We start from the raw sequence: 21,867 nt of genomic DNA on the forward strand, positions 1-21,867 counted from the left end.
TCAACCGTTCACCGCTCATGGCTCCGTTCTCAACGCGTCACCGTCCACGTCTTCACCGTCACGTTTCCGGCTTCGTCTTCCACCGTCACTTTCAGTTCGTGCGTGCCTTCGGGAAAATGTTCGTCAAACGTATAGAGCCAGCTTTTGCCCTTATCGTTGGAGCAGCGCAGCCACTGGCTGTCCACCTCGAGGCGGAAGGAGCGGATGACGTCGAGGTTGTCGTGCGGTACAAAGAGGAGCGAGCCGCGGCCGCGCAGGTTCGCGGGCGGCGTGTTCACCGTAGGCGGCTCGCTGTCCACCAGCAGCTGGTAGGTGCCGAACTGCCGGAATCTGGCCATCGCCCAGCCGGCGTTCCAGCGGGCGCGCTGCACGAACGTGCGGGTGCCGACTTTGTTGCGGATGACGGCGCGGGCGCTGCGGGCGGCGTCCATCGTAGCGGCCGGGCGGATGCGCACCGTTACCGAATCGTGGGCGGGCACACCCTTGGGCAGGAAACTATATAGCGGCGAGGCCGCACCGGCCGTAAAGGCGTCGCTGCTGCCGAATGCCACGGCCACCGTATCGTACACGGTGCGGTCGGTGGTATATAGCTCGAAGTCGGGCCGCTCGAATATGTTGACGTTGTTGGGCAGGAAGCGCTCGCCATCGGCGGCCTCGTTGCTGCGGGCCAGCGCCGGGTCATACTGCAGGCGCAGGCCCCGGCGGGTGACGTTGCCGGCGGCGTCTTCCGCCTCGATCAGCACCTCGTGAACGGCCTCGTCGTCGAGGTGCACGGTGCCGTCGCCATTGTACACGTGGTAGCCCACGCTCGTGGCGCCGGGCAGCGGTGTGAGGTGCTGCAGGTCGGGGCCGCCGGCCGAGTGGTAGCGGTAGTCGAGCTGCGCATTGATGAGGCGGGTATCGTTATAGGAAATGTTGTCGAGCACGAACTCCGACACCTTGCTGCCATCGGCCAGCAGGCGGGCCGAATAGGTGCCGTTGGGGTTGTTGGAGCCGCTGAAGCGGTCGGTGGTGCCGATGGCGAACGACACACGCCGCGACCCGACGCGGATGAGGGTGCCGGCGCTCACGTATTGCGGCGTTTGCGCCCAGGTGCTGCGCGTGCGGTCGTAGAGCGCGATCCGGTTGATGGATGGCGGCACGGCGTCGGCGATCGGCATCCCGAAGAGGAGGGGATTCAGGCAGTTTTCGGTTTTGGAATCGCGGATCTCGAAGTGCACGTGCGGCCCCTGCGAGGCGCCGGTGGAACCGCTCAGCGCGAGATACTGGCCCTTATGCACCGGGAATTGGTTCGGCTCGGGCACAAAGTCGCCGGCCCAGCTTTCGCGGGCGTATTGCTGGCTTTTGACCCAGGCCGCCAGCTCGGGGAAAAAGGCGTTGAGGTGCGCGTAGAGCGTCGTGTAGCCGTTGGGATGGGCGATGTAAATGGCCTGGCCGAAGCCGCCGGGCTCGATGCCCACGCGGGCCACGTAGCCATCGGCGGCGGCGTACACGGGCAGGTTGACGCGTTGCTGCGTGCGGATGTCGAGCCCCATATGCCAGTGGTTGGCGCGGATCTCGCCGAAATTGGCCACCAGCTGGAGGGGAATATCGAGCGGGTTGCGGAAATAGTTCTGCGGGTATTGCTGGGCGGCTGCCGGCAGGGCAGCCGCGAGCAGGAGGGCGGGTAGTGTTCTTCTCTTCATCGTGGGGGAATGGCCTAGCCGTAAATCAATCTTCGTACCGGCAAAACTCGGGGAATAATTCTTGCAGCGCTTTCCAAAAACGATTTTATGTCAGTCTCCAACAAGCACCTCGCTACCTTCCTGCTGGGCGCCGCCGCGGCTTTCGGCGCTTACAAGTACGCCAACCTGAGCGACGAGGAGAAGGAAAAGCTCGCCGCCTCGCTGAAAGAAAAGGCCGGTAAGCTGAAAGATACCGCCCTCAACGCCGAAGACAAGGCGGTGGACTACTTCAACGAACTGAAGACGAAAGGCGCCGACGCCTTCAAGGATTACATGCCCAAGGTGGAATCCTTCTTCGAGGAATTGTTCGGCAAGACCAAAGGCGACACTTCCGCCGCCGCTTCCCCTACCGGCGCCGCCGGCACTGCGGGTGGACAAACGGGGAACATGGGCGAATGAGCCTTCGGCTGCGCTCAGGCTGACAATGTGCTTACGTGGTCATGGCGGGAAATGCGATTGTCATTGTGAGTGAAACGATTTTTTTGTCCTCCTGAGCGAAGTCGATTGTCATTCTGAGCGCAGCCGAAGAATTGGCATGTTATTTCGATGGGATAGAGCCTAACCTTATTGTAAAAAACAAACGATCAAACATTATGGTACGCTTACTTACCCTGGCCGGACTGGCCTACGCCGGCTACTATGCCTACTCGAAAATGAGCCCTGAAAAGAAGCAGCAACTGGCCGATAAAAGCCGCGAGCTGCTCGGCAAACTCCCGCTCGATAAAGTAACGGGCGCGCTGGGTAAAGCAGGATTCTAATTCGTTGATTTCAGATTCCGGATTCCAGATTCCGGGCAGCAATCCTGAATCTTAAATCTGAGATCTGAAATATACAACCGCCTTCGGGCGGTTTTTTTATAGGTACCCTAACATGCATTGTCCTAGTTTTGCCCCCCGGGCCGCCGCCCGGTCGTCATCCCGCGCCAAGCGCGGGATTTCATAAGCGCACCATCCTGGTTTGCGCCGCGAGACGCCGGAAAACGGAGGCCCCGCCCATTACAGAAATGCCCAAAGACCCTTCGATCAAAACCGTCCTGATCATCGGATCAGGCCCCATCATCATCGGCCAGGCCGCCGAATTCGACTATTCCGGTACGCAGGCGGCGCGCAGCCTTGCCGAAGAAGGCATCCGCGTGGTGCTCATCAACTCCAACCCCGCCACCATCATGACCGACCCTATGATGGCCGACAAGGTGTACCTGCTGCCCCTGACCGTGGAAAGCCTGGAACAGATCCTCGACGAAAACCAGATCGACGCCGTGCTGCCCACGATGGGCGGGCAAACTGCGCTCAACCTGGCCAAGGAAGCCGAAGACCTCGGTGTGTGGGAAAAATACGGTGTGAAACTCATCGGTGTGGACATCAAGGCCATCGACAAGGCCGAAGACCGCGAGCAGTTCCGCCAGTGGATGCTCCGCCTTGGCGTGCCGGTAGCAACCGCCAAGACCGCCAACTCGTTCCTCGAAGGCAAGGAGTTCGCCCAGGAGATCGGCTTCCCGCTCGTGATCCGTCCTTCCTTTACGCTCGGCGGCACCGGCGGCGGCTTTGTGCACGGTCCTGAAGACCTCGATGAAGCCCTGCAGCGCGGCCTCCAGGCATCGCCCATCCACGAGGTGCTGGTAGAGCAGGCGGTGCTCGGCTGGAAAGAATACGAGCTCGAGCTCCTCCGGGACGCCAACGACAACGTGGTGATCATCTGTACGGTAGAAAACTTCGACCCCATGGGCGTGCACACCGGCGACTCCATCACCGTGGCGCCGGCCATGACCCTTTCGGATACGGCTTTCCAGCTGATGCGCAACACCGCTATCAGGATGATGCGCGACCTCGGCAATTTTGCCGGCGGCTGCAACGTGCAGTTTGCCCTCGACCCCGATACGGAAGGCATCATCGCCATCGAGATCAACCCGCGCGTGAGCCGCTCCTCGGCCCTCGCCTCCAAGGCCACGGGTTATCCCATCGCCAAGATCGCGGCCAAGCTCGCCATCGGCTACACGCTCGACGAGCTGCAGAACCCGATCATCAAAACCACCTCCGCCTACTTCGAGCCCGCCCTCGACTACGTGATCGTCAAGATCCCGCGCTGGAACTTCGACAAGTTCAAGGGCGCCGACGATACGCTCGGCCTGCAGATGAAATCGGTGGGGGAGGTGATGGCCATCGGCCGCTCCTTTACCGAGGCCATCCAGAAGGCCTGCCAGAGCCTCGAAAACAACGCCGTGGGCCTGGGCTACTACGGCAAGAGCGGCATGCGCGCCGAAGAGCTGCTCGAATACATCAAGACCCCGAAGTGGGACCGCATCTTCCGCATCAAAGACGCGCTGATGCTCGGCGTGTCGGTGAATACCATCGCCAAGGCCACGCGCATCGACAAGTGGTTCCTCTACGAGATCCAGAAGATCGTAAGCATCGAAAAAGAGCTGGAAAACTACTGGCTCCACGAGCTCCCCGAAGACCTGCTGCGCCGCGCGAAGGCGCACGGCTTCTCCGACGATCAGATCGCCCGTATTATTACGGACGGCTCCGAAGACGAAGTGTACGAGCGCCGCAAGGAGCTGGGCCTGACGCGGGTATGGAAGATGGTGGATACCTGCGCCGCCGAGTTCGAGGCGAAGACCCCGTATTTCTACAGCACGTTTGAAGAAGGACATTCCAACGAAAGCGTTGTTTCGAACAAGAAGAAAGTGATCGTGCTCGGGTCGGGCCCTAACCGCATCGGGCAGGGCATCGAGTTCGACTACTGCTGCGTGCACGGCCTGCTGGCCATCCGCGAATGCGGCTTCGAGTCCATCATGGTCAACTGCAACCCGGAGACCGTTTCCACCGACTTCGACATCGCCGACAAGCTGTATTTCGAGCCTGTATTCTGGGAGCACCTGCGCGAAATCATCGACCACGAGAAGCCGATGGGCGTGATCGTGCAGCTCGGTGGCCAGACGGCGCTCAAGCTGGCGAAGAAGCTCCAGGAGACCGGAATCCCGATTATCGGCACCTCGTACGACAACATGGACATCGCCGAAGACCGCGGCCGCTTCTCCGACCTGCTGAAAGAACTGGATATTCCTTACCCGCAATACGGCACCGCCACGGACGTGGACGAAGCCATCGTAGTGGCCAACAAAGTGGGCTACCCGGTGCTGGTGCGCCCCAGCTATGTGCTTGGCGGCCAGCGCATGCGCATCGTGATCAACGACGATGAGGTGGAGAAAGCCGTGATCTCGCTGCTGAAGCACATCCCCGGCAACAAGATCCTCATCGACCACTTCCTCGATCGCTGCCAGGAAGCCGAGATCGACGCCCTGTTTGACGGCCAGAACTTTCACGTGATGGGCGTGATGGAACACATCGAGCCGGCAGGCATCCACTCAGGCGACTCCAACGCCGTGCTTCCGGCCTTCAACCTGACGCCGCTCACGGTGGCCACGATGGAAAGCTATGCCGAGAAGATCGCCCGTGCGCTGAACATCAAAGGGCTCATCAACATCCAGTTCGCCATCAAGGACGGCGCCGTATACGTGATCGAGGCCAACCCGCGCGCTTCCCGCACGACGCCGTTCATCGCGAAGGCCTACGAGATCCCTTACCTCAACATCGCCACCAAGGTGATGCTGGGCGTGAATAAGCTGACCGACTTCACCTACGACAAAAAGCTCCAGGGCTATGCCATCAAGGAGCCCGTGTTCTCGTTCAACAAGTTCCCGAATGTGAATAAGGAACTCGGCCCCGAGATGAAGAGCACCGGTGAGGCCATCCGCTTTATCAAGGACCTCCGCGACCCATACTTCCGGCAACTGTATAAAGACCGGAGCATGTACCTGAGCCGGTAACGTGAGCCGTCAGCCGTGAGCCGTGAGTAAGGCCCCGCAGCACAGCTGCGGGGCCTTTTTCGTGGCGGTTTTGGCTCACGCCTGACGCCTGACGCCTCAGGATTCCGTCGTACCTTTGCGCCTGATTACTTGCACCATGACCTATCAACCCCAGAACAAGATCCGTATCGTAACGGCCGCTTCCCTTTTTGACGGCCACGACGCCGCCATCAACATCATGCGCCGCATCCTGCAGAGCAAAGGCGCGGAGATCATTCACCTCGGCCACAACCGCTCCGTGCACGAGATCGTTGAATGCGCCATCGAAGAAGACGCGCAGGGCATCGCCATCACTTCCTACCAGGGCGGCCACGTGGAGTTCTTCAAATACATGAAAGACCTGCTCGAAGAGAATGGCTGCGGCCACATCCGGATCTTCGGTGGCGGCGGCGGCACCATCCTTCCGCAGGAGATCGCCGAGCTGCACCAGTATGGCATCACCCGCATCTATAGCCCCGACGACGGCCGCAAGATGGGCCTCGAAGGCATGATCGAGGACGTGATCAAAAATTGCGACTTCCCGCTCAATGGCAACGGTGTTTACCAAAAGCCGATGGGATTGGGGGAAGTGAAGGACGTGCGGCAGATCGCGCGGAAGATCACCAACGCGGAGAACGGGGTCGGAACACGGGAGCCGGGAACCGGCAATGCCGACGCCGGCAAGGTACCCGTGCTCGGGATCACCGGAACCGGCGGCGCCGGTAAATCTTCGGTGACCGATGAGATCGTCCGTCGTTTTCTCAATACCTATTCGGACCGGACCATTGCGGTCATTTCAGTTGATCCTTCCAAGAAAAAAACGGGTGGCGCACTCCTCGGCGACCGTATCCGGATGAACTCCATCTCTTCGCCGCGCGCCTATATGCGCTCGCTGGCCACGCGTGATTCCGAAGTGGCCCTCAGCGCGCACGTGCAGGACGCCCTCGACGTGTGCCGCGCTGCCGGTTTCGACTTCATCATTCTTGAATCGGCCGGCGTGGGCCAGAGCGACGCCTCCATTCTTGACTACTGCAATGTCAGCCTGTACGTCATGACGCCCGAGTACGGCGCCGCCTCGCAGCTCGAAAAGATCAACATGCTCGACTATGCCGACGTGGTGGCCATCAATAAATTCGACAAAGCCGGCGCCCTCGACGCGCTCGCCGATGTGCGCAAGCAGTTCAAGCGCAACCACCAGCTGTGGGCCGCCAAAGACGAGGAACTGCCCATCGTGGGCACCATCGCCGCACAGTTTAACGACCCTGGCGTAAACACGTTGTTTGAAAAGATTATGGCGGCGATTGTTCACAAAACAAACGCTCCTCTTCCCCTTGAGAAGGGTTCGGGGGATGGGTCTGGGGTGCTGAGCACCAAAGTACAGGTGATCCCGCCGGCCCGCGTGCGCTACCTCTCCGAGATCTCCGACAATAACCGCAGCTACGACAACTGGGTAGCCGAGCAGTGTGCCATTGCCTCGAAGCTGTACCAGGTTTCGGGAATCATCGGTGAGCAGGAAGTCAGCGCCATCCCCGAGCTGCAGCAACTGAAATCCCGTTACGAAGAAGCCCTGCATCCGGAAAGCCGCAAGCTCGTGGCCGGCTGGAGCGAGGTGCAGAAGAAATACGGTTCCGACTATTTCGAATACGAGGTGCGCGGCAAAGTGATCCGCCAGGAGCTGGTGACGAAGTCGCTCAGCGGCACGCGCATTCCCAAAGTGGTGCTTCCGAAATACAAAGACTGGGGAGATATCCTGCGCTGGCAGCTTCAGGAAAACCTTCCGGGCGAGTTTCCCTATACCTCCGGCGTGTTCGAGCTGAAGCGCACGGGCGAAGACCCGACGCGGATGTTTGCCGGTGAAGGTGGCCCCGAGCGTACCAACAAACGTTTCCATTATGTGTCGGAAGGTCAGCCCGCGAAGCGCCTTTCCACCGCTTTCGACTCGGTGACGCTTTATGGGGAAGACCCGGCCTATCGCCCCGACATCTACGGCAAGATCGGCAACTCGGGCGTGAGCATCGCCACCGTCGACGACGCCAAGAAACTTTATTCCGGCTTCGATCTCTGCGACCCGAAGACCTCCGTGTCGATGACCATCAACGGCCCCGCGCCGATGCTGCTGGCCTTCTTCATGAATGCCGCCATCGACCAGCAGTGCGAGAAATACATTGACCAAAATAACCTGTGGGACGAGGTCAAACGTATGTCGGCCGAGAAATACAAGGGCACCGTCGCCCCACAATACTACAACCCGTCGGCGCCCGAGCGCCTGCCCCGCGGCAACGACGGCCTTGGCCTGAAGCTGCTGGGCCTCAGCGGCGACGAAGTGCTACCGAAAGAAGTGTATGCGGAGCTGAAGGCGCAGGCACTGCAGCAAGTGCGCGGCACCGTGCAGGCCGATATCCTGAAGGAAGACCAGGCACAGAACACCTGCATCTTCTCCACCGAGTTTGCCCTCAAGCTGATGGGTGATGTGCAGCAGTATTTCATCGAGCAGAAGGTGCGCAATTTTTACAGCGTGTCGATCTCCGGTTACCACATCGCGGAAGCCGGTGCCAACCCGATCACGCAGCTCGCCTTTACGCTGGCCAACGGCTTCACCTACGTAGAGTATTACCTGAGCCGCGGCATGAACATCGACGACTTTGCGCCGAACCTTTCGTTCTTCTTCTCCAACGGTATGGACCCCGAGTACAGCGTCATCGGCCGCGTGGCACGCCGCATCTGGGCGAAAGCGATGAAGCATAAATACAAGGGCAACGACCGCTCGCAGAAGCTGAAGTACCATATCCAGACCTCGGGCCGGTCGCTGCACGCGCAAGAGATCGACTTCAACGATATCCGCACCACGCTGCAGGCGCTCTATGCCATTTACGACAACTGCAATTCGCTGCATACGAACGCCTACGACGAGGCCATCACCACGCCCACCGAGGAAAGCGTTCGCCGCGCCATGGCCATCCAGCTGATCATCAACCGCGAGCTCGGCTCGGCCCGGGTAGAGAACTTTACGCAGGGCTCTTTCGCCATCGAAGAACTCACCGACCTCGTTGAAGAAGCCGTGCTCACCGAATTCGACCGCATCACCGAGCGCGGTGGCGTGTTGGGCGCCATGGAGCGGATGTACCAGCGCAACAAGATCCAGGAGGAAAGCCTGCACTACGAACACCTGAAACATACCGGTGAACTGCCGCTCATCGGCGTCAACACCTTCCTGGGCAAGAACGGATCGCCCACGGTGCTGCCGGGCGAGGTGATCCGCTCCACCAAAGAGGAGAAGGAGCAGCAGATACAGAACGTACAGGCCTTCTGGAAGCGCAACGAAGGGAAAAGCGCCGAAGCCCTGAAGCGCCTGCAGGAAGTGGCCATACGGAACGGCAACCTGTTTGCAGAGCTGATGGAAACGGTGAAGTACTGCTCGCTCGGGCAGGTCACCCACGCGCTGTATGAAGTGGGTGGGCAATACCGCCGGAATATGTAAGGATGTCTGATGTCGGAAATCTGATATCAGATTCAGAAATAACTCTTGTTGAGACGCACTATATGCGTCTCTTTTTTTTACGACGTAATGCGGGTGATGAAGTCGAGCATCCGTTTGTAATGTGTGCCTTTCCAGTATACGCGGCCGCAGCCGCTGCAGCGGAAATATTCCTGTTGAAAGCCGCGGACGCTGGGCGGGATGGAATCGAGAACGTCGGCTTCGGCAACGGCGTTGATCAGCTCGTTGCAGGCAAGGCAGCGGCGGAAGGGCCGGATGGATGCATGAAGACCGTATCGGTGCAGCACCTCGCGCACCTGGTCTTCGGTGTGCTGCGACCGGAGCCAGTAGCCGCGGCGAAGCGCCTTGTGCTTGAGCAGGCCCAGGTCGCGGGTAAGGGCTGCGCGGTCTTCAGCAGCGGCCAGCGCCACGATCTGCGGGTCGCTGTAGTCGTTGCGGTACCAGCTGTCGAAGCCGAGGAGGCGCAGCGCGCGCGCCAGCGAGCCGAGGTGTACGTCGAGGATAAAACGCGGCTCGGGCCAGGTCGTTTCGTCGGGGAACACCTGTACCTCGTCGCCGGGCTGCAAGGCGTTAGGGAGGGCCGCGGGAGCACCGTTGACCCGCAGCGCGCCGACCTCCACGTGCGGCACGCCGAGGGCTTCGATGGCGTCTTTAAGTGCGGGGCCGCCGGCAAAAGCATAGTCGATTGCGGGCGCGCCGGAAAGGTCGGCGAGTCGACCTTCAAAACGAAAGCGGGCGCGGTGCGGCCTGGGGTACATGGCCGGAAAGGTACGCCGGGAGCGGGCTCAGGGCAGGCGGTTCAGGCCCTCGTCGGCCACCACGGTGCCGCTCAGCACGTCGTGCAGCGGGCGCCCCAGCAGAAAGATGGTCAGGGGTTCGAACGGAATGACCCGGATCAGGCTGCGCAGGAATGCTTTTTCCGTAGGTAGCGGACTGCCGTCGGCGAGCACAGCACGCGTGCCGGTGAGGGCCTTGCCGACGGTCTTGCCCCGGAAGAACCCTTCCTGGATGCTCAGGAAGAGCGCATAGCAGAATTGAAGGGTAATGGTGTTTTTAAATCCATATGGATCTTTGATAAAACCCTGCAGCAGCGGCGGGTAAAGGCGTCCCACGACGGCAAGCAGCACGCTGGCCAAAAAGCCGATCAGCAGGATGTCGATTACCCAGTTGATCAAACGCTTGACCATCGGTGCCGGAACAACCGGTTGCGGCTTCTGTTCCCAATATTCGTTTTCACGTTCCTCCATCATCTCAAAATTAATTGCTTGTTCTTTATTTCCTGGTCGATATCCCCTACGCTTCGTCCTGGTAGTAGATCTTGTAATATTTCCGGCCATCGAGGTCCACGCCTTTCTCAATAAGATCGGTGCGGCCGTGGATGTAGATGTGGAAGTTCTTATCGAGCTTCAGTACACTCTTGAAGATGCGGGCCTGCTTCTTTACGGCATCGTGGGCGATGTCGAACTGGGCGGCGATGTCGTAGTCGTTCTGCTCGGTATAGCGCGAGCCGAAGTTGCGGAACGACTCGATGACGCCTTCATCCTGGCCGAATACTTCCTGCTGGAATTCGTCGATATCGAAGCTTTCCTTTTCCTTGAAGTAGCCGATCGACTTGTGCAGCAGCTCCACCTGGTTTTGCTTACTCGTGCCGTGCTCGCTTTCCATCTGCTCGGTGATGAATTGCTTCGTCAGCGTCAGGAACTGCGCGGTGTGGTGAAACTCGTCGCGCTGCGGCTGCACGCCGAGGAAGCCTTCCTTCCAGTACAACGCTTCCTCGCCGCGGTTCTGGTTGTCGTACAGCAGCACGTCGTAGCCTTCTTCCTCGTTGCGGTTGATGATGAGACAGCCTTTGTCGATGCGCGCCAGCTCCACGCCCTCGCGGAGCTCGAGGCTCAGCTCCTGCCGCTCCTGGCGGGCGTCGAGAAAGAAGGACTTGCTCTCCGTCTTGAACAGCCCGATGGCCTTGTGCATGCGGCTTTCGATAGGCAGTCCCTCGAAAAGCGTCACATACAGCTCGCCGCCTTTTACCTTGGGGTGCGTGGAGGCGGAGTAGAGGTGCCGCGCGACCTGCCCGGACAGCGCCAAAAACTCGTCGGGATTCTGGAATACGCCCTTACAGTAGTTATACAGCTCGTTGTATTGCAGGGAAGATTCGTGGTGAAAGGCGTAGTGCTCGGGCACGTTGCGGAAGCGCGCGAGCAAGCCGCTTTCAAGCACCTCGCGGACGCCTTCGTCCAGCGGGGTTTCCTTTTCAGCGATCAGCAGGGGATCGAGGTTGTTCTTGCTGCCCACGAAATGCAGGGCCATCTTTTTCAACACCGCGGTGTTGAGTTCCATTGTCGACATAAGGCCGCGAAATTAACGGGATAATGGGGGAATGGAGGAATGGCGTAAGGAGATAGGCATTATTTTGCAACCTACCCAGCTATGAGCCGTTTATTCTTCCTCTTTTTATTGGTGGCGGGCAGCACCACTGCGCAGGCGCAGAGCACCATCGTGGCGCGCATGACCAATTTGCGCAACAACAAGGGCGTATGCCGCGTGTGCCTTTTCGACCGGGCCGAGGCCTTTAAGGGCACCGAGGGCGCACCGCTGCAATGCCGCGAGGTGCCGGTGCTGCAGGGCAAGGCAGAAGCCGTTTTCAGCAACCTGCCCGCCGGCAACTACGCGCTGTTCGCCTTCCACGACGCCAACGCCAACGGGAAGTTCGATACCAACTTCCTGGGCATTCCCAAAGAGGGGTACGGCGCCTCGCGCAACAACCTGCCTTTTGCTGCGGCTCCCGGCTTCGAATCGAACAAGGTGCAACTGCCCGCCCGGTCGGTGTTGCAACTAACGATGCGCTTCCGCAACCTGTAGCCTTTTGCTGCGGAAGAGCTGTTTCCGTAAAAACCATTATCGCAGAAAAAAGGGTCTTTGTGTTTGTAACATTTCCTTAACTTACAAGAGTCAATCACTCTTAACGCACACACAAAACCCTTCGACACATGAAGAAAGTACTTTTCGGCTTTTGTGCCGTATTGCTTGCTGTTTCCTGCCAAAAGAAAATGGCTTCCGAACCCCAGGCCTCCGAGATCATTGAAGAAAGCACCCAGCGCCATTGCGGTGCCCAGGAAGTACTCGACCGCCAGCTGCAGGAAGATCCGGGTATGCGCCAGCGCATGGCCGACATCGAGCGTTTTACACAAACGGCTATTGAAACCGGCCGCCTGGTAAATGGGGTGATCGAAATTCCCGTCGTAGTGAACGTAGTATACAACACCGCTGCGCAGAACATTTCCGACGCACAGATCAACTCGCAGATCGCCGTGCTCAACGAAGACTACAACAACAGCAACGCCGACGGCAGCAAAACGCCCGCCGAGTGGAACGGCCTGCGTGCCAACTACGGCATCCGCTTCGTGCTGGACCGCATCATCCGCAAATCTTCCAACAAGAAGAGCTGGGGCACCAACGATGCTGTGAAGAAAAGCAGCCTGGGCGGTATCGACCCCACCAGCCCGACCACCAAGCTGAACATGTGGGCCTGCAACCTGGGCCAGAGCCTGCTCGGCTACGCACAGTTCCCCGGCGGCCCCGCTGCCACGGACGGTGTGGTGATCCTTTACTCCTCGTTCGGCTCGCGCGCCAAAGCTGCCGGCACCTACATCGCCAACTACGACCTCGGCCGCACAGCTACCCACGAAGTGGGCCACTGGCTGAACCTGCGCCACATCTGGGGTGACGCTACCTGCGGTAACGACCTCGTAGACGATACGCCGACCGCACAGACCTCCAACGGCGGCTGCCCGGTTTACCCCAAGCGCAGCTCCTGCACTACGGGCGGTACCCACAACGAAATGACCATGAACTACATGGATTACACGTATGATGGTTGCATGTACCTGTTCACCAACGGTCAGAAGGCCCGCTCGCTGGCGATCTTCGCTTCCGGTGGTCCCCGCGCCGCTTTCGCACAACCTTAATAGCATAAGCCAATACCAACCTGTAAAAAGCCCCTCGCCTGATGGCGGGGGGCTTTGTTTATTGGGCAAATGGTCTATTGGTAACGAGGGACCTGCCTGCTTCCGGAATTCTTAAACACGCTGGACCTATCGATCCTTTACAATAGCTCGGTCCCGGTGAGTGCGTGGTGAAGGTTCTGAAGCTGGTGGAGCTGGAACACGGGGTTGGAGGAAACGACACCATCGGTGTTGGCCCAGGCGAGGCATTCGCCGTTACTTTTCACATAGGCGAGCAGTTCGTGGTGGCCCTTGCCCTTTACTGCCAGCACGCGGCGAAATTCGCGGGCCTGCGGGTAAAGCGCGTACTCTTTGTTTTCAGTAAAGCCCTGCTGCAGCAGTACTTCCGCCTTCAGCACGATCGGGTAGAGGTCGGCGGGCTGCCCCTGTGCCAGGAGGCCGAACTGCTCGCCGCCGCAGGACACGGCCTGGATACGCCCGTTCTTCTTTTGCAGGATGCTGTTTCCCCAACGGAGCTCGCTTGTGTGAATCATGCGGCAAATGTAAGAACCACTGCATCCCATCACCCCATTCACTCCAGCCGCTCCAATTCCCGCACGTATTCATACTGCAGGTCTTCGTGCAACGTGCTGATCGCCGCGCGGACCTTCTTCAGCTGGCCGTTGTACAGGTTGAGCAGTGCCGCACTTTTTTGCAGCGGCAGCTTCGAGCCTTTGAGCGACACGCAGAAGTGGAGCAGCAGTTCGATCTCCGCCTCTTTGGAGGCCGTGTAGCGAATATGCTTGTTGGCCAAACGCAGGGCCTTGCGGATCGTTTTCTTGGCGAGGTACACGCTGTTCTTGTTCATGTCGGCAAACACCTCGTCGAGCTCCTCCTTCACCTCGCGCAGGTAGCCCGGAAGGTCGGCGTCGTGAAAGAGCAGGAAGGAGAGGAGCTCCTTGTTCTCTTTTTTATAACGCGCGAGGCGCAGCACAAGTTCCGATAGCTCCTTGCTGTCCTGGTTCTTCAGGGCGGATTTGATGTCGGCGAGGGAGGCGGGATTCATACCGGCAAAGCTATTGCCGATTGGCGACCGGACCGCCATGGCTTTGGCGAAGGTGGATTGCCGATTTGTACCTTCGTCGGATGCAGACCCTCATCGAATCCATTACACAGCTATACCGCGCGTGGGCGGGCAAAGACCCCGCGGAGCTGACGGTGTTGCCGCAGGCCGGATCGGAGCGCCGCTACTTTCGCCTCACCGCGGAAGACGGGCGCAGCGTGATCGGCACCCACGGCGCCAATGTGCGTGAAAACGAAACCTTTGCCTACTTTGCCGAGCAGTTCTATGCCAAGGGACTCCCCGTTCCGGCGCTCCTGCACATGAGCGAGGACAAGACGGCCTACCTGCAGCAGGACTTCGGCGACCGCTCGCTGCTCCAGGTGCTCGAGGCCGAAGGCTACAGCGATGCGGTATATGCGCTGTTCCGCGAAAGCCTCCGCCAGCTGGCGGGTCTGCAGGTGCGTGGCGATGTGGGGCTCGACTACAGCCGCTGCCTCACCAACCGCGAATTCGGCAAGCAGGCTATTATGGCTGACCTGCTGTACTTCAAGTATTATTTCCTCGATGCGTTGCGCCAACCGTACGACAAGCAGCGCCTCATCGACGACTTCGAGGCCCTGGCCAACTACCTCACCCATACCGAGTACCGCTTTTTCCTGTTCCGCGATTTCCAGAGCCGCAACATACTCGTGCGCGAAGAAGGGGGCGTGGGCTTCATCGACTTCCAGGGAGGCATGAAGGGCGCCCCGCAATACGACGTGGCCTCGCTGCTGTGGCAGGCGAAGGCCGCACTGCCCGCCGATTGGAAAGAAAGACTGCTCGAAGACTACCTCGACGCGTTTGAAGCCCTGCTGCCGGCACCGGCCGACCGCACACTGTTTCGAAGCCAATACCATGGGTACGTATTAATACGGTTGCTCCAGGTGCTCGGCGCCTACGGCTTCCGCGGGCTGTTTGAGCGTAAGGCGCACTTTCTCACCTCGATCCCGCTAGCGCTGCAAAACCTGCGCGGCTTCCTCGACAGCTCGTCGCTGGGGCTGGTGTTGCCCGAATTTCGCCGCGTGCTGGATCTTTGCACCTCCGATGCTGTGCTGGAACAGTTTACGCCCATACAGGCTACGGAGGAAACACCACTGGTGGTGAAGGTCTGTTCCTTCTCCTACAAAAAGGGCTACCCGGAAGACGACAGCGGCAACGGCGGCGGCTTCGTGTTCGACTGCCGCGGCTTGCTCAACCCGGGGCGCTTCGACGAGTACAAGGAAATCCACGGCCGCGACAAGCCCGTGATGGAGTTCCTGGAGCAGCGTACCAGGATGCCGGAGTTCCTCAACTCGGTGTTCGACCTTGTGGATATTTCCGTGGAAGACTATATCCGACGTGGCTTCGCCAGCCTGTCGGTCAGCTTTGGCTGCACCGGCGGACAACACCGCAGTGTGTATGCGGCCGACGCGCTGGCAAGGCATTTGCGCAATAAGTACAAAGTGAACGTGGAGCTGTGCCATAGGGTGCAGGAAGCGAAAAACTGGATTAATAAACGTGAGGCGTGAGGCGTGCGGCGTGAGCCCTGAGAGGGCCGTTCACGCCTGATGCTTCAAGCCTCACGACACAGAGACTTCGATCTAAAGCATGGTACTATGAAAGGAATGATCTTCGCCGCCGGGCTCGGTACGCGCTTCAAGCCCTGGACCGACAAGCACCCCAAAGCCCTGGCGCTGGTAAACGGTAAGACGCTGCTGCAGCGCGCCATTGAATACCTGCAGCAATACGGCATCCGGGAGATCGTGGTCAACGTGCACCACTTTGCCGACCAGGTGGAGGAAGTGCTGGAAAAGAACAAGGGCTGGGGCGCGCGCATCCATGTGTCCGACGAGCGCGACGAGCTGCTCGACACCGGCGGCGGCATGCTGAAGGCGAAGGAGTGGCTGCAGACCGGCACCTTTCTCACGCTCAATGTCGACATCCTCAGCGACGCCAACCTCAAAGACTTTCTCGTGGAGCACCAGCAGGACAATGCGGTGATCACACTCGCCACTTCCGACCGTGATTCGTCGCGCAAGCTGCTCTTCAACAAGTATGACCGGCTTTGCGGCTGGCGCAACAAAAGCACCGGTGAGGAGAAACTTGTACTCGAAGCGAAGGACTATTTCGAAAAGGCTTACAGCGGGATTGCCCTCTTCGAGCCGCAGGTGTTCGCACTGACGAAGCTGTCCGGGAAGTTTTCGCTCATCGACCTCTACCTCGAGCTGGCCCACGACAACAAGATCTCGAGCTACGACCACAGCGGCAGCCTCCTGCTCGACGTGGGCAAGCCGGGCAGCGTGGAAGAGGCGGAGCGGATTTTTGCGTGATGAGTCTTTGCCGGGAATCAGTACATTGAAGCATGCGCTACCTGCTGCCGCTTCCTTTGTTTTTCGTTGTTGCCTGCCAGCAAAGTGGACCCCAGGCTGCTGCGCCACCGCCCGCAACCGTCGATTCGCCACACGCGGTCGCTACACCGAATTCCATCATCGACAGCGTGAACTCCGGAGGGAACCATGCACCTGCGCCAACGGATACGGCTGGTGTGCCGGTGCTGAACTGGGCTGTTCCCGGCGAGGGTATGTTTCCGTTCCGGTTGCCGATGCACAGCGAAAATTTCGACCTGCTGGCGAAGCGGTTTCGTTTCGATCGTGCCTCCTTGCAGGAGCTGCGGATGGCGCGGATGCTGTCCCTATCCGGTAGTTGCAGCGACTGGTCGAGCGACAGTGTTTATTTCAAGTCGGATTTTGAACAGGATACCGCTTCCATACGTACCTACCGGGTCGCCTGGGGACGTTACGAGGACCGCGCGCACAATTCAAACCTTTTTGCACTCATCGCGCCGGGCGATGGAAACCGCGTGTACCTGTTTACACAGCGCGTAAAAACCTTTCCAGCCGACCCGGTGCGCGTGGGCAGCGTCCTGCTGCTGCACAGCCATGAGGGCAACCGGAATTGGGGCCTGGACCGTTCCTGCCGCATGCTGGCTCCCGGGGAATTGCTGGTGGAAACCGAATGCTGGGAGTATACACCAAGCCATCCAAAGGGCGACCACTTTCGCGCGTTGCACCGCGTTGCGATTGCCGACCCGGGGTTGCTGCGATCGGCTACCCTGCGCAATATCCGCGTGCCGGGATGACGTATCTTTTGCCGACCAACACAACGGCCATGTGCCGCCTTCTTTTCCTGTTGCTCGCACTACCGCTGGCAGGGAGACGCCGATGCGAAGGTGTCGCTGCGGGTACCGTTTGAAGACCGGGAGCTCTGAGCGCTGCGCGAAAGACCGTAAGTTTGTTCAAACCCGATTTCATGTTGCTGCGCGTCCGCGAGTTGCTCGACACCGACATTCCCTTCATCGTTCGCTACTGGACGGAGTCTTCCCCCGAACACCTGCAGGCGATGGGGGTGGACCTTGCGAAAGTGCCGCCGGCCGGAGCCATGACCGCCCACCTGCGCCGGCAGCTCGATACACCGCTGGAAGCGAAGATGGCCTATTGCCTCATCGGCGAGCTCGACGGCCTTCCGGTTGGCCATTGCAATACCAACCCGACGCAGTTTGGCGGGGAAGCATATATGCACCTGCACCTCTGGACGACCGCGCACCGGGGACAGGGCCTTGGCACACAGATGGTGACCGGGGCACTCCCGTATTTCTTCGGGAAGCTGCAGCTGCAACGCCTGTGGAGCCAGCCTTATACCCTCAATGCGGCGCCCAACAAAACCCTGGAGAAAGCGGGCTTCCTGTTCGACAAGGAATACGTGACCGTGCCCGGCTCGCTGAATTTCGAGCAGGCCGTGAAGCGCTGGCTGATGACGCGCGAACAATTCAACACACGGTACGCAACCTCCCCCGACCGCTCATAATTTTTCAGGGAGCGGCGGCAGAGGAGCTTGTACCTTACAGAGGTCAAACCCATCTGCCCCATGACCCTCAAACACGCACTCCTCCCGCTTTCGCTGGCGGCCTCGCTCGGTTTGTCTGCGCAAAAGAAAGCGCCGGCAGCGCCCTTTAAAATTCCGTACGAATCCTTTACGCTGGCCAACGGCTTGAAGGTGATCCTTCACGAGGATCACTCCGACCCCATCGTGGCCGTGTCGACGCTCGTGCATGTAGGCTCCAACCGGGAGAAGCCCGGCAAGACCGGCTTCGCGCACTTCTTCGAGCACATGTCGTTCAACCACTCCGAGAACACACCGCGCGGTGCCAACCGCAAGCTCATTCCCGAATGGGGCGGCAACCGCAACGGCGGCACCTGGAGCGACGGCACCGTATACTACGAAGTGATTCCTAAAGACGCTTTCGAAAAGATCCTCTGGATCGACTCCGACCGCCTCGGCTTCATGATCAACACCGTGACGCCCGATGCGCTGGCCAAAGAGATCCAGGTAGTGAAAAACGAAAAGCGTCAGAACTACGACAACGTACCCTATGGCTCCACGCAGGAAGTGATCTTGTCGAACCTGTACCCCGACAACCATCCCTACCACTGGACCGTCATCGGCTCGCTGCCCGACCTGCAGGCCGCATCGCTTTCCGATGTAAAAGAATTCTATGATCGCTACTACGGCGCGGCCAATGCTACACTCGTGATCGCCGGCGACATCGACCCGAAGAAAACCCGCGAACGCGTGGAGTACTGGTTTGGCGAGATCCGCCGCGGCCCCGCCGTGCAGCCCCTGAAGCCGCAGCGCGCGGCGCTGGCCGAAACAAAGTCGTTCTGGTACGAAGACAATTTTGCCCGGCTGCCGGAATACACAATGGTGTTTCCCAGCGTGGAGCAATACCATAAAGACGCCTATGCGCTCAACATCCTGGCGCAACTGCTCGCCGGCAGCAAGAGCGCCCCGCTGTACGAGGTGCTGGTGACCGAAAAGAAGCTCGCGCCCAACGTATCGGCCAACAACTCCGCCAAGGAGCTGGCCGGTGAATTTTACCTGCGCGTGCGCGGCAACGCCGATACGAAACTCGACGACGTAAAGGCGGCCCTCGCAGAAGGCCTCGCGCGCTTCGAGCGCCAAAGCTTTACCGATGAAGACCTGGCGCGCATCAAGGCGCAACTGGAGACGGGCCTCTACAGCAGCCTCGAGAGCATCCTGGCCAAAGCGCAGCGCCTGGGCCGCGACAATGAGTTCAAGGGCGACCCCGGCTTTGTGAGCAAGGAAGCGCAGCTGATGCAGGCCGTAACGAAAGCCGACGTACTGGGCGTATACAACCGATACATCAAGGGTAAGCCTTACATCGCAACGTCTTTTGTGCCGAAGGGCAAGCGCGACCTCGCTGTTGCTGGTGCCGCCGAAGCAAAGGTGTGGACGGAGCCCATTGTGCAGGGCGTGGCGAACGAAGACGTGAAGCCGGGTGAAGACGCCGTATTTGAACGGACGAAAACAAAGAACAACCGCAGCGAGCCCGCGTTCGGTGCGATGCCGCTCTTCAAGATGCCGGAAGTGTGGACCGGCAGCCTTTCCAACGGCATCAGGGTGTACGGCATCCCGGGCAACGAGCTGCCGCTGGTCAACTTCGAGGTGGTGCTACGCGGTGGTCACTGGGCCGACCCCGCCAACAAGAGTGGTGTAGCTAACCTGTTGGCGCAAGTGATGATGCAGGGCACGGCAACGAAGACGCCCGAAGAATTGGAGGCAGCCATCGACCGCCTCGGCGCCAACATCAACGTAACTGCGGGCAACGAGGAGCTGCGCGTACGGGCCTCCTGCCTCGAGCGCAACTTCGAGCCCACGCTGGCCCTGCTGCAGGAGATCCTGCTGCAGCCGCGCTGGGACGGCACGGAATATACACGGCTGTACAAGGCGGCGCAAACTGCCATCAAGGGCCGGGAGGCGAATGCCACCGCCATTGCGGCGCTCAACTTCAACAAGCTGCTGTATGGTCCCGAACACATCCTGGGGCAGCCCGCGGCCGGCACCGCGGAAAGCCTGGCCAACATTTCCCTTGACGACCTGAAAGCCTATTACCAGCAGTGGATCAAGCCGGGGCTCGCCACGATGCACGTGGCCGGTGCTGTACCGCAGGCACGCGCGCTTGCCGCCTTCGGCAAACTGGGCGCCGCCTGGAAAGGTACCGCGCCCGGGCAGCTGCCCGTATACAGCGTTCCGCCGCAGGATCGCGCAGGCACTGTATACTTTATCGATATGCCCGGTGCGAAGCAGTCGGTACTATACGTGGGCAAGCTGAGCGTGCCCGCCACCGACCCCGAAGCGACGGCCATCAACTATGCCAATGAAGTGCTGGGTGTCAACTCCAGCGGCCGCCTCTTCCAGGTGCTGCGCGTGGGTAAGGGGTATACCTATGGCGCGACCTCGCAGCTGGCGCGGTCGTCGGAGCGCGCGCCCTTCCAGGCCGTTACCTCGGTACGGGCCAACGCTACGCTGGCGTCGCTGCAGATCATCCAGGACATGCTGCAGCAATACGGCACCACCTTCAGCGACAAGGAGGTGGAGCTCACGCGCAACAAAGTGCTGAAGGGCTCCACGCTCGATTACGAAACGCTCAACGCCAAGCTGGGCCTGCTGGGCGAGATCAGCAAGTACGGCCGCTCGCTGCGTTTTGTGGAAGAAGACCAGCACCGCCTCATGGGCATGACCCTGGCCGACTACCAGCGCACGATCGACCGGCACCTGAATGAAAAAGACATGATTTATGTAGTAGTGGGCGACAAGGCCACGCAGCTCGAGGAGGTGAAGAAGCTCGGGAAGAAAGTGGTGCAGCTGGATAGCAACGGCAACCCGGTAACGTTCTAGTTGACGTTTTACGTTGGCTGGTAACGGCTTACCAATAAACCAATAGACCAGTAGACCAATACACGAAAAGCCGCTCTCACGAGCGGCTTTCTTATGGTTGTTTCCGTATCAGTCTTACTTATCGTCTTTATCGACGGCGTCTTTTACTTTACCACCTACTTTCTTAGCGGCGTTGCCAACATCCTTACCTACTTCTTTGGCGCCGTGGCCGACGTCTTTGCCTACTTCTTTGGCGCCATGGCCGACGTCTTTGCCCACTTCTTTGGTTTTATCCCACACTTTACCGGCGGCATTGCCGACCTTATCGAAGAAGTTGCCCGACCTGGTCACGGTCTCGCCTTCCTGTATTTCTACGGTCTTGCCGTTGCGGGTCACGCTGCCGCTACGCGAGATGGTCACGCCGTCGTCGCCGGTCATGTCGCGGTCGGCGGAAACCCAGGTGTTGTTGCGGTACACCATCACCTTACCGTTGCGGCGCGTTACGTCGCCCTCGGAGGGCGCGTAGGCCTGGCTGCTGCTGGTAGACGTGGTCGTAGTGGTGGTGGTAGCGGTTGCGGTGTCCATGCCCGTGGCGGTGCCGGTGCTGGCGTTGTTGGTCGTTACGGCCGTGTCGGTCGTTGTCGTGCTCTGCACATTGTTTTCCGATGAGGTCGTGCCATTGCAGGCGGCGAGCAGGGCTACGCCGGCTACGAGGAAAATCTTTTTCATAATGCTTGGTTTTTTTAGTTGCCGGCCCGGCTGGGCGCAGGCGGCGTGCAGGGAGCAGTAAATTTTGTGCCAAGGGCGCTACGGCCCTGTTGTAGGTGTGCCCAAAGTGGCGCCGTACGCTTCGTATCTTTTCGGATCAAAACCCCACGTTGTACTGGCTTCTTTCCTTCATTGTGCTGCTGGCTGTAGTGTTGGTATTTGCCGCGGTCAAAGCGCGGCGGCTGCCCCGCATGCCGCTGTACTTCCCGGCTTTTGCCTGCCTGTGCGGCGGTGTGCTACTGGCCCTGCTGGAGAAGCTGAAGCGGCGCGCGCCGCTC

At 59.7% G+C, this 21,867-nt stretch carries 18 protein-coding genes; 11 read left to right on the forward strand and 7 right to left on the reverse strand.

Annotated elements, in window-relative coordinates; translation table 11 throughout:
• Positions 1-29: 29 nt before the first annotated feature.
• Positions 30-1,685 carry a peptidoglycan DD-metalloendopeptidase family protein gene (locus E0486_RS10415; RefSeq protein WP_131852111.1) on the reverse strand — a complete coding sequence of 552 codons (1,656 nt, stop codon included), beginning with the start codon at positions 1,683-1,685 and terminating at the stop codon, positions 30-32.
• Positions 1,686-1,772: 87 nt separating this feature from the next.
• Between E0486_RS10415 and E0486_RS10420 the strand changes: the two genes are divergently transcribed.
• The 4 genes from E0486_RS10420 to E0486_RS10430 all read left to right on the forward strand — a co-directional run bounded on the left by E0486_RS10420 (position 1,773) and on the right by E0486_RS10430 (position 9,046).
• A complete protein-coding gene (locus E0486_RS10420) occupies positions 1,773-2,123 on the forward strand; it encodes a hypothetical protein (protein ID WP_131852112.1) in 351 nt (116 codons plus the stop codon).
• Positions 2,124-2,317: 194 nt separating this feature from the next.
• The gene (locus E0486_RS18860) at positions 2,318-2,482 is read left to right on the forward strand and encodes a hypothetical protein (protein ID WP_165917283.1); all 165 of its coding nucleotides are present in this window, start codon (positions 2,318-2,320) and stop codon (positions 2,480-2,482) included.
• Between the two features lie 245 nt (positions 2,483-2,727).
• On the forward strand, positions 2,728-5,550 hold the full coding sequence (carB, locus tag E0486_RS10425; protein ID WP_131852113.1) for a carbamoyl-phosphate synthase large subunit: 2,823 nt from the start codon (positions 2,728-2,730) through the stop codon (positions 5,548-5,550).
• 136 nt (positions 5,551-5,686) lie between these two features.
• The gene (locus E0486_RS10430; protein WP_131852114.1) at positions 5,687-9,046 is read left to right on the forward strand and encodes a methylmalonyl-CoA mutase family protein; all 3,360 of its coding nucleotides are present in this window, start codon (positions 5,687-5,689) and stop codon (positions 9,044-9,046) included.
• Positions 9,047-9,123: 77 nt separating this feature from the next.
• On the opposite strand, the gene E0486_RS10435 is transcribed toward E0486_RS10430, so the two are convergent.
• The 3 genes from E0486_RS10435 to E0486_RS10445 are packed head-to-tail and all read right to left on the reverse strand — an operon-like array spanning position 9,124 to position 11,410.
• Positions 9,124-9,822: a Mut7-C RNAse domain-containing protein gene (locus tag E0486_RS10435; RefSeq protein WP_131852115.1), complete on the reverse strand. Its 699-nt coding sequence runs from the start codon at positions 9,820-9,822 to the stop codon at positions 9,124-9,126.
• Positions 9,823-9,849: 27 nt separating this feature from the next.
• The gene (locus E0486_RS10440) at positions 9,850-10,311 is read right to left on the reverse strand and encodes an RDD family protein (RefSeq protein WP_165917284.1); all 462 of its coding nucleotides are present in this window, start codon (positions 10,309-10,311) and stop codon (positions 9,850-9,852) included.
• A 46-nt stretch (positions 10,312-10,357) separates the two neighbouring features.
• Positions 10,358-11,410 carry a nucleoid-associated protein gene (locus E0486_RS10445; RefSeq protein ID WP_131852117.1) on the reverse strand — a complete coding sequence of 351 codons (1,053 nt, stop codon included), beginning with the start codon at positions 11,408-11,410 and terminating at the stop codon, positions 10,358-10,360.
• A gap of 81 nt (positions 11,411-11,491) precedes the next feature.
• Here E0486_RS10445 and E0486_RS10450 point away from each other — a divergent pair, with 81 nt between their 5' ends.
• Positions 11,492-11,923 (forward strand): DUF2141 domain-containing protein, encoded by a 432-nt coding sequence (locus E0486_RS10450; protein WP_131852118.1) that lies wholly within the window; start codon positions 11,492-11,494, stop codon positions 11,921-11,923.
• A gap of 128 nt (positions 11,924-12,051) precedes the next feature.
• Positions 12,052-13,029 carry a zinc metalloprotease gene (locus E0486_RS10455; protein ID WP_131852119.1) on the forward strand — a complete coding sequence of 326 codons (978 nt, stop codon included), beginning with the start codon at positions 12,052-12,054 and terminating at the stop codon, positions 13,027-13,029.
• Between the two features lie 137 nt (positions 13,030-13,166).
• On the opposite strand, the gene E0486_RS10460 is transcribed toward E0486_RS10455, so the two are convergent.
• Positions 13,167-13,559, reverse strand: a complete 393-nt coding sequence (locus E0486_RS10460) for a hypothetical protein (RefSeq protein WP_131852120.1) — start codon at positions 13,557-13,559, stop codon at positions 13,167-13,169.
• 38 nt (positions 13,560-13,597) lie between these two features.
• Positions 13,598-14,071 (reverse strand): hypothetical protein, encoded by a 474-nt coding sequence (locus E0486_RS10465; protein ID WP_131852121.1) that lies wholly within the window; start codon positions 14,069-14,071, stop codon positions 13,598-13,600.
• 80 nt (positions 14,072-14,151) lie between these two features.
• Between E0486_RS10465 and E0486_RS10470 the strand changes: the two genes are divergently transcribed.
• The 5 genes from E0486_RS10470 to E0486_RS10490 all read left to right on the forward strand — a co-directional run bounded on the left by E0486_RS10470 (position 14,152) and on the right by E0486_RS10490 (position 20,842).
• A complete protein-coding gene (locus tag E0486_RS10470; RefSeq protein WP_131852122.1) occupies positions 14,152-15,615 on the forward strand; it encodes a RapZ C-terminal domain-containing protein in 1,464 nt (487 codons plus the stop codon).
• An 87-nt stretch (positions 15,616-15,702) separates the two neighbouring features.
• Positions 15,703-16,416 carry a nucleotidyltransferase family protein gene (locus tag E0486_RS10475; protein WP_131852123.1) on the forward strand — a complete coding sequence of 238 codons (714 nt, stop codon included), beginning with the start codon at positions 15,703-15,705 and terminating at the stop codon, positions 16,414-16,416.
• A gap of 32 nt (positions 16,417-16,448) precedes the next feature.
• Positions 16,449-17,225, forward strand: coding sequence for a hypothetical protein (locus E0486_RS10480; protein WP_131852124.1), 777 nt, complete (start codon positions 16,449-16,451; stop codon positions 17,223-17,225).
• A 170-nt stretch (positions 17,226-17,395) separates the two neighbouring features.
• Positions 17,396-17,950 (forward strand): GNAT family N-acetyltransferase, encoded by a 555-nt coding sequence (locus E0486_RS10485; RefSeq protein WP_131852125.1) that lies wholly within the window; start codon positions 17,396-17,398, stop codon positions 17,948-17,950.
• A 60-nt stretch (positions 17,951-18,010) separates the two neighbouring features.
• Positions 18,011-20,842, forward strand: coding sequence for a M16 family metallopeptidase (locus tag E0486_RS10490; protein WP_131852126.1), 2,832 nt, complete (start codon positions 18,011-18,013; stop codon positions 20,840-20,842).
• 114 nt (positions 20,843-20,956) lie between these two features.
• Here E0486_RS10490 and E0486_RS10495 read toward each other — a convergent pair whose 3' ends face one another.
• The gene (locus E0486_RS10495) at positions 20,957-21,550 is read right to left on the reverse strand and encodes a DUF6799 domain-containing protein (RefSeq protein WP_131852127.1); all 594 of its coding nucleotides are present in this window, start codon (positions 21,548-21,550) and stop codon (positions 20,957-20,959) included.
• Positions 21,551-21,867 lie beyond the last annotated feature (317 nt).

It is taken from the genome of Flaviaesturariibacter aridisoli (assembly GCF_004343705.1).
GTDB lineage: Bacteria > Bacteroidota > Bacteroidia > Chitinophagales > Chitinophagaceae > Flavisolibacter > Flavisolibacter aridisoli.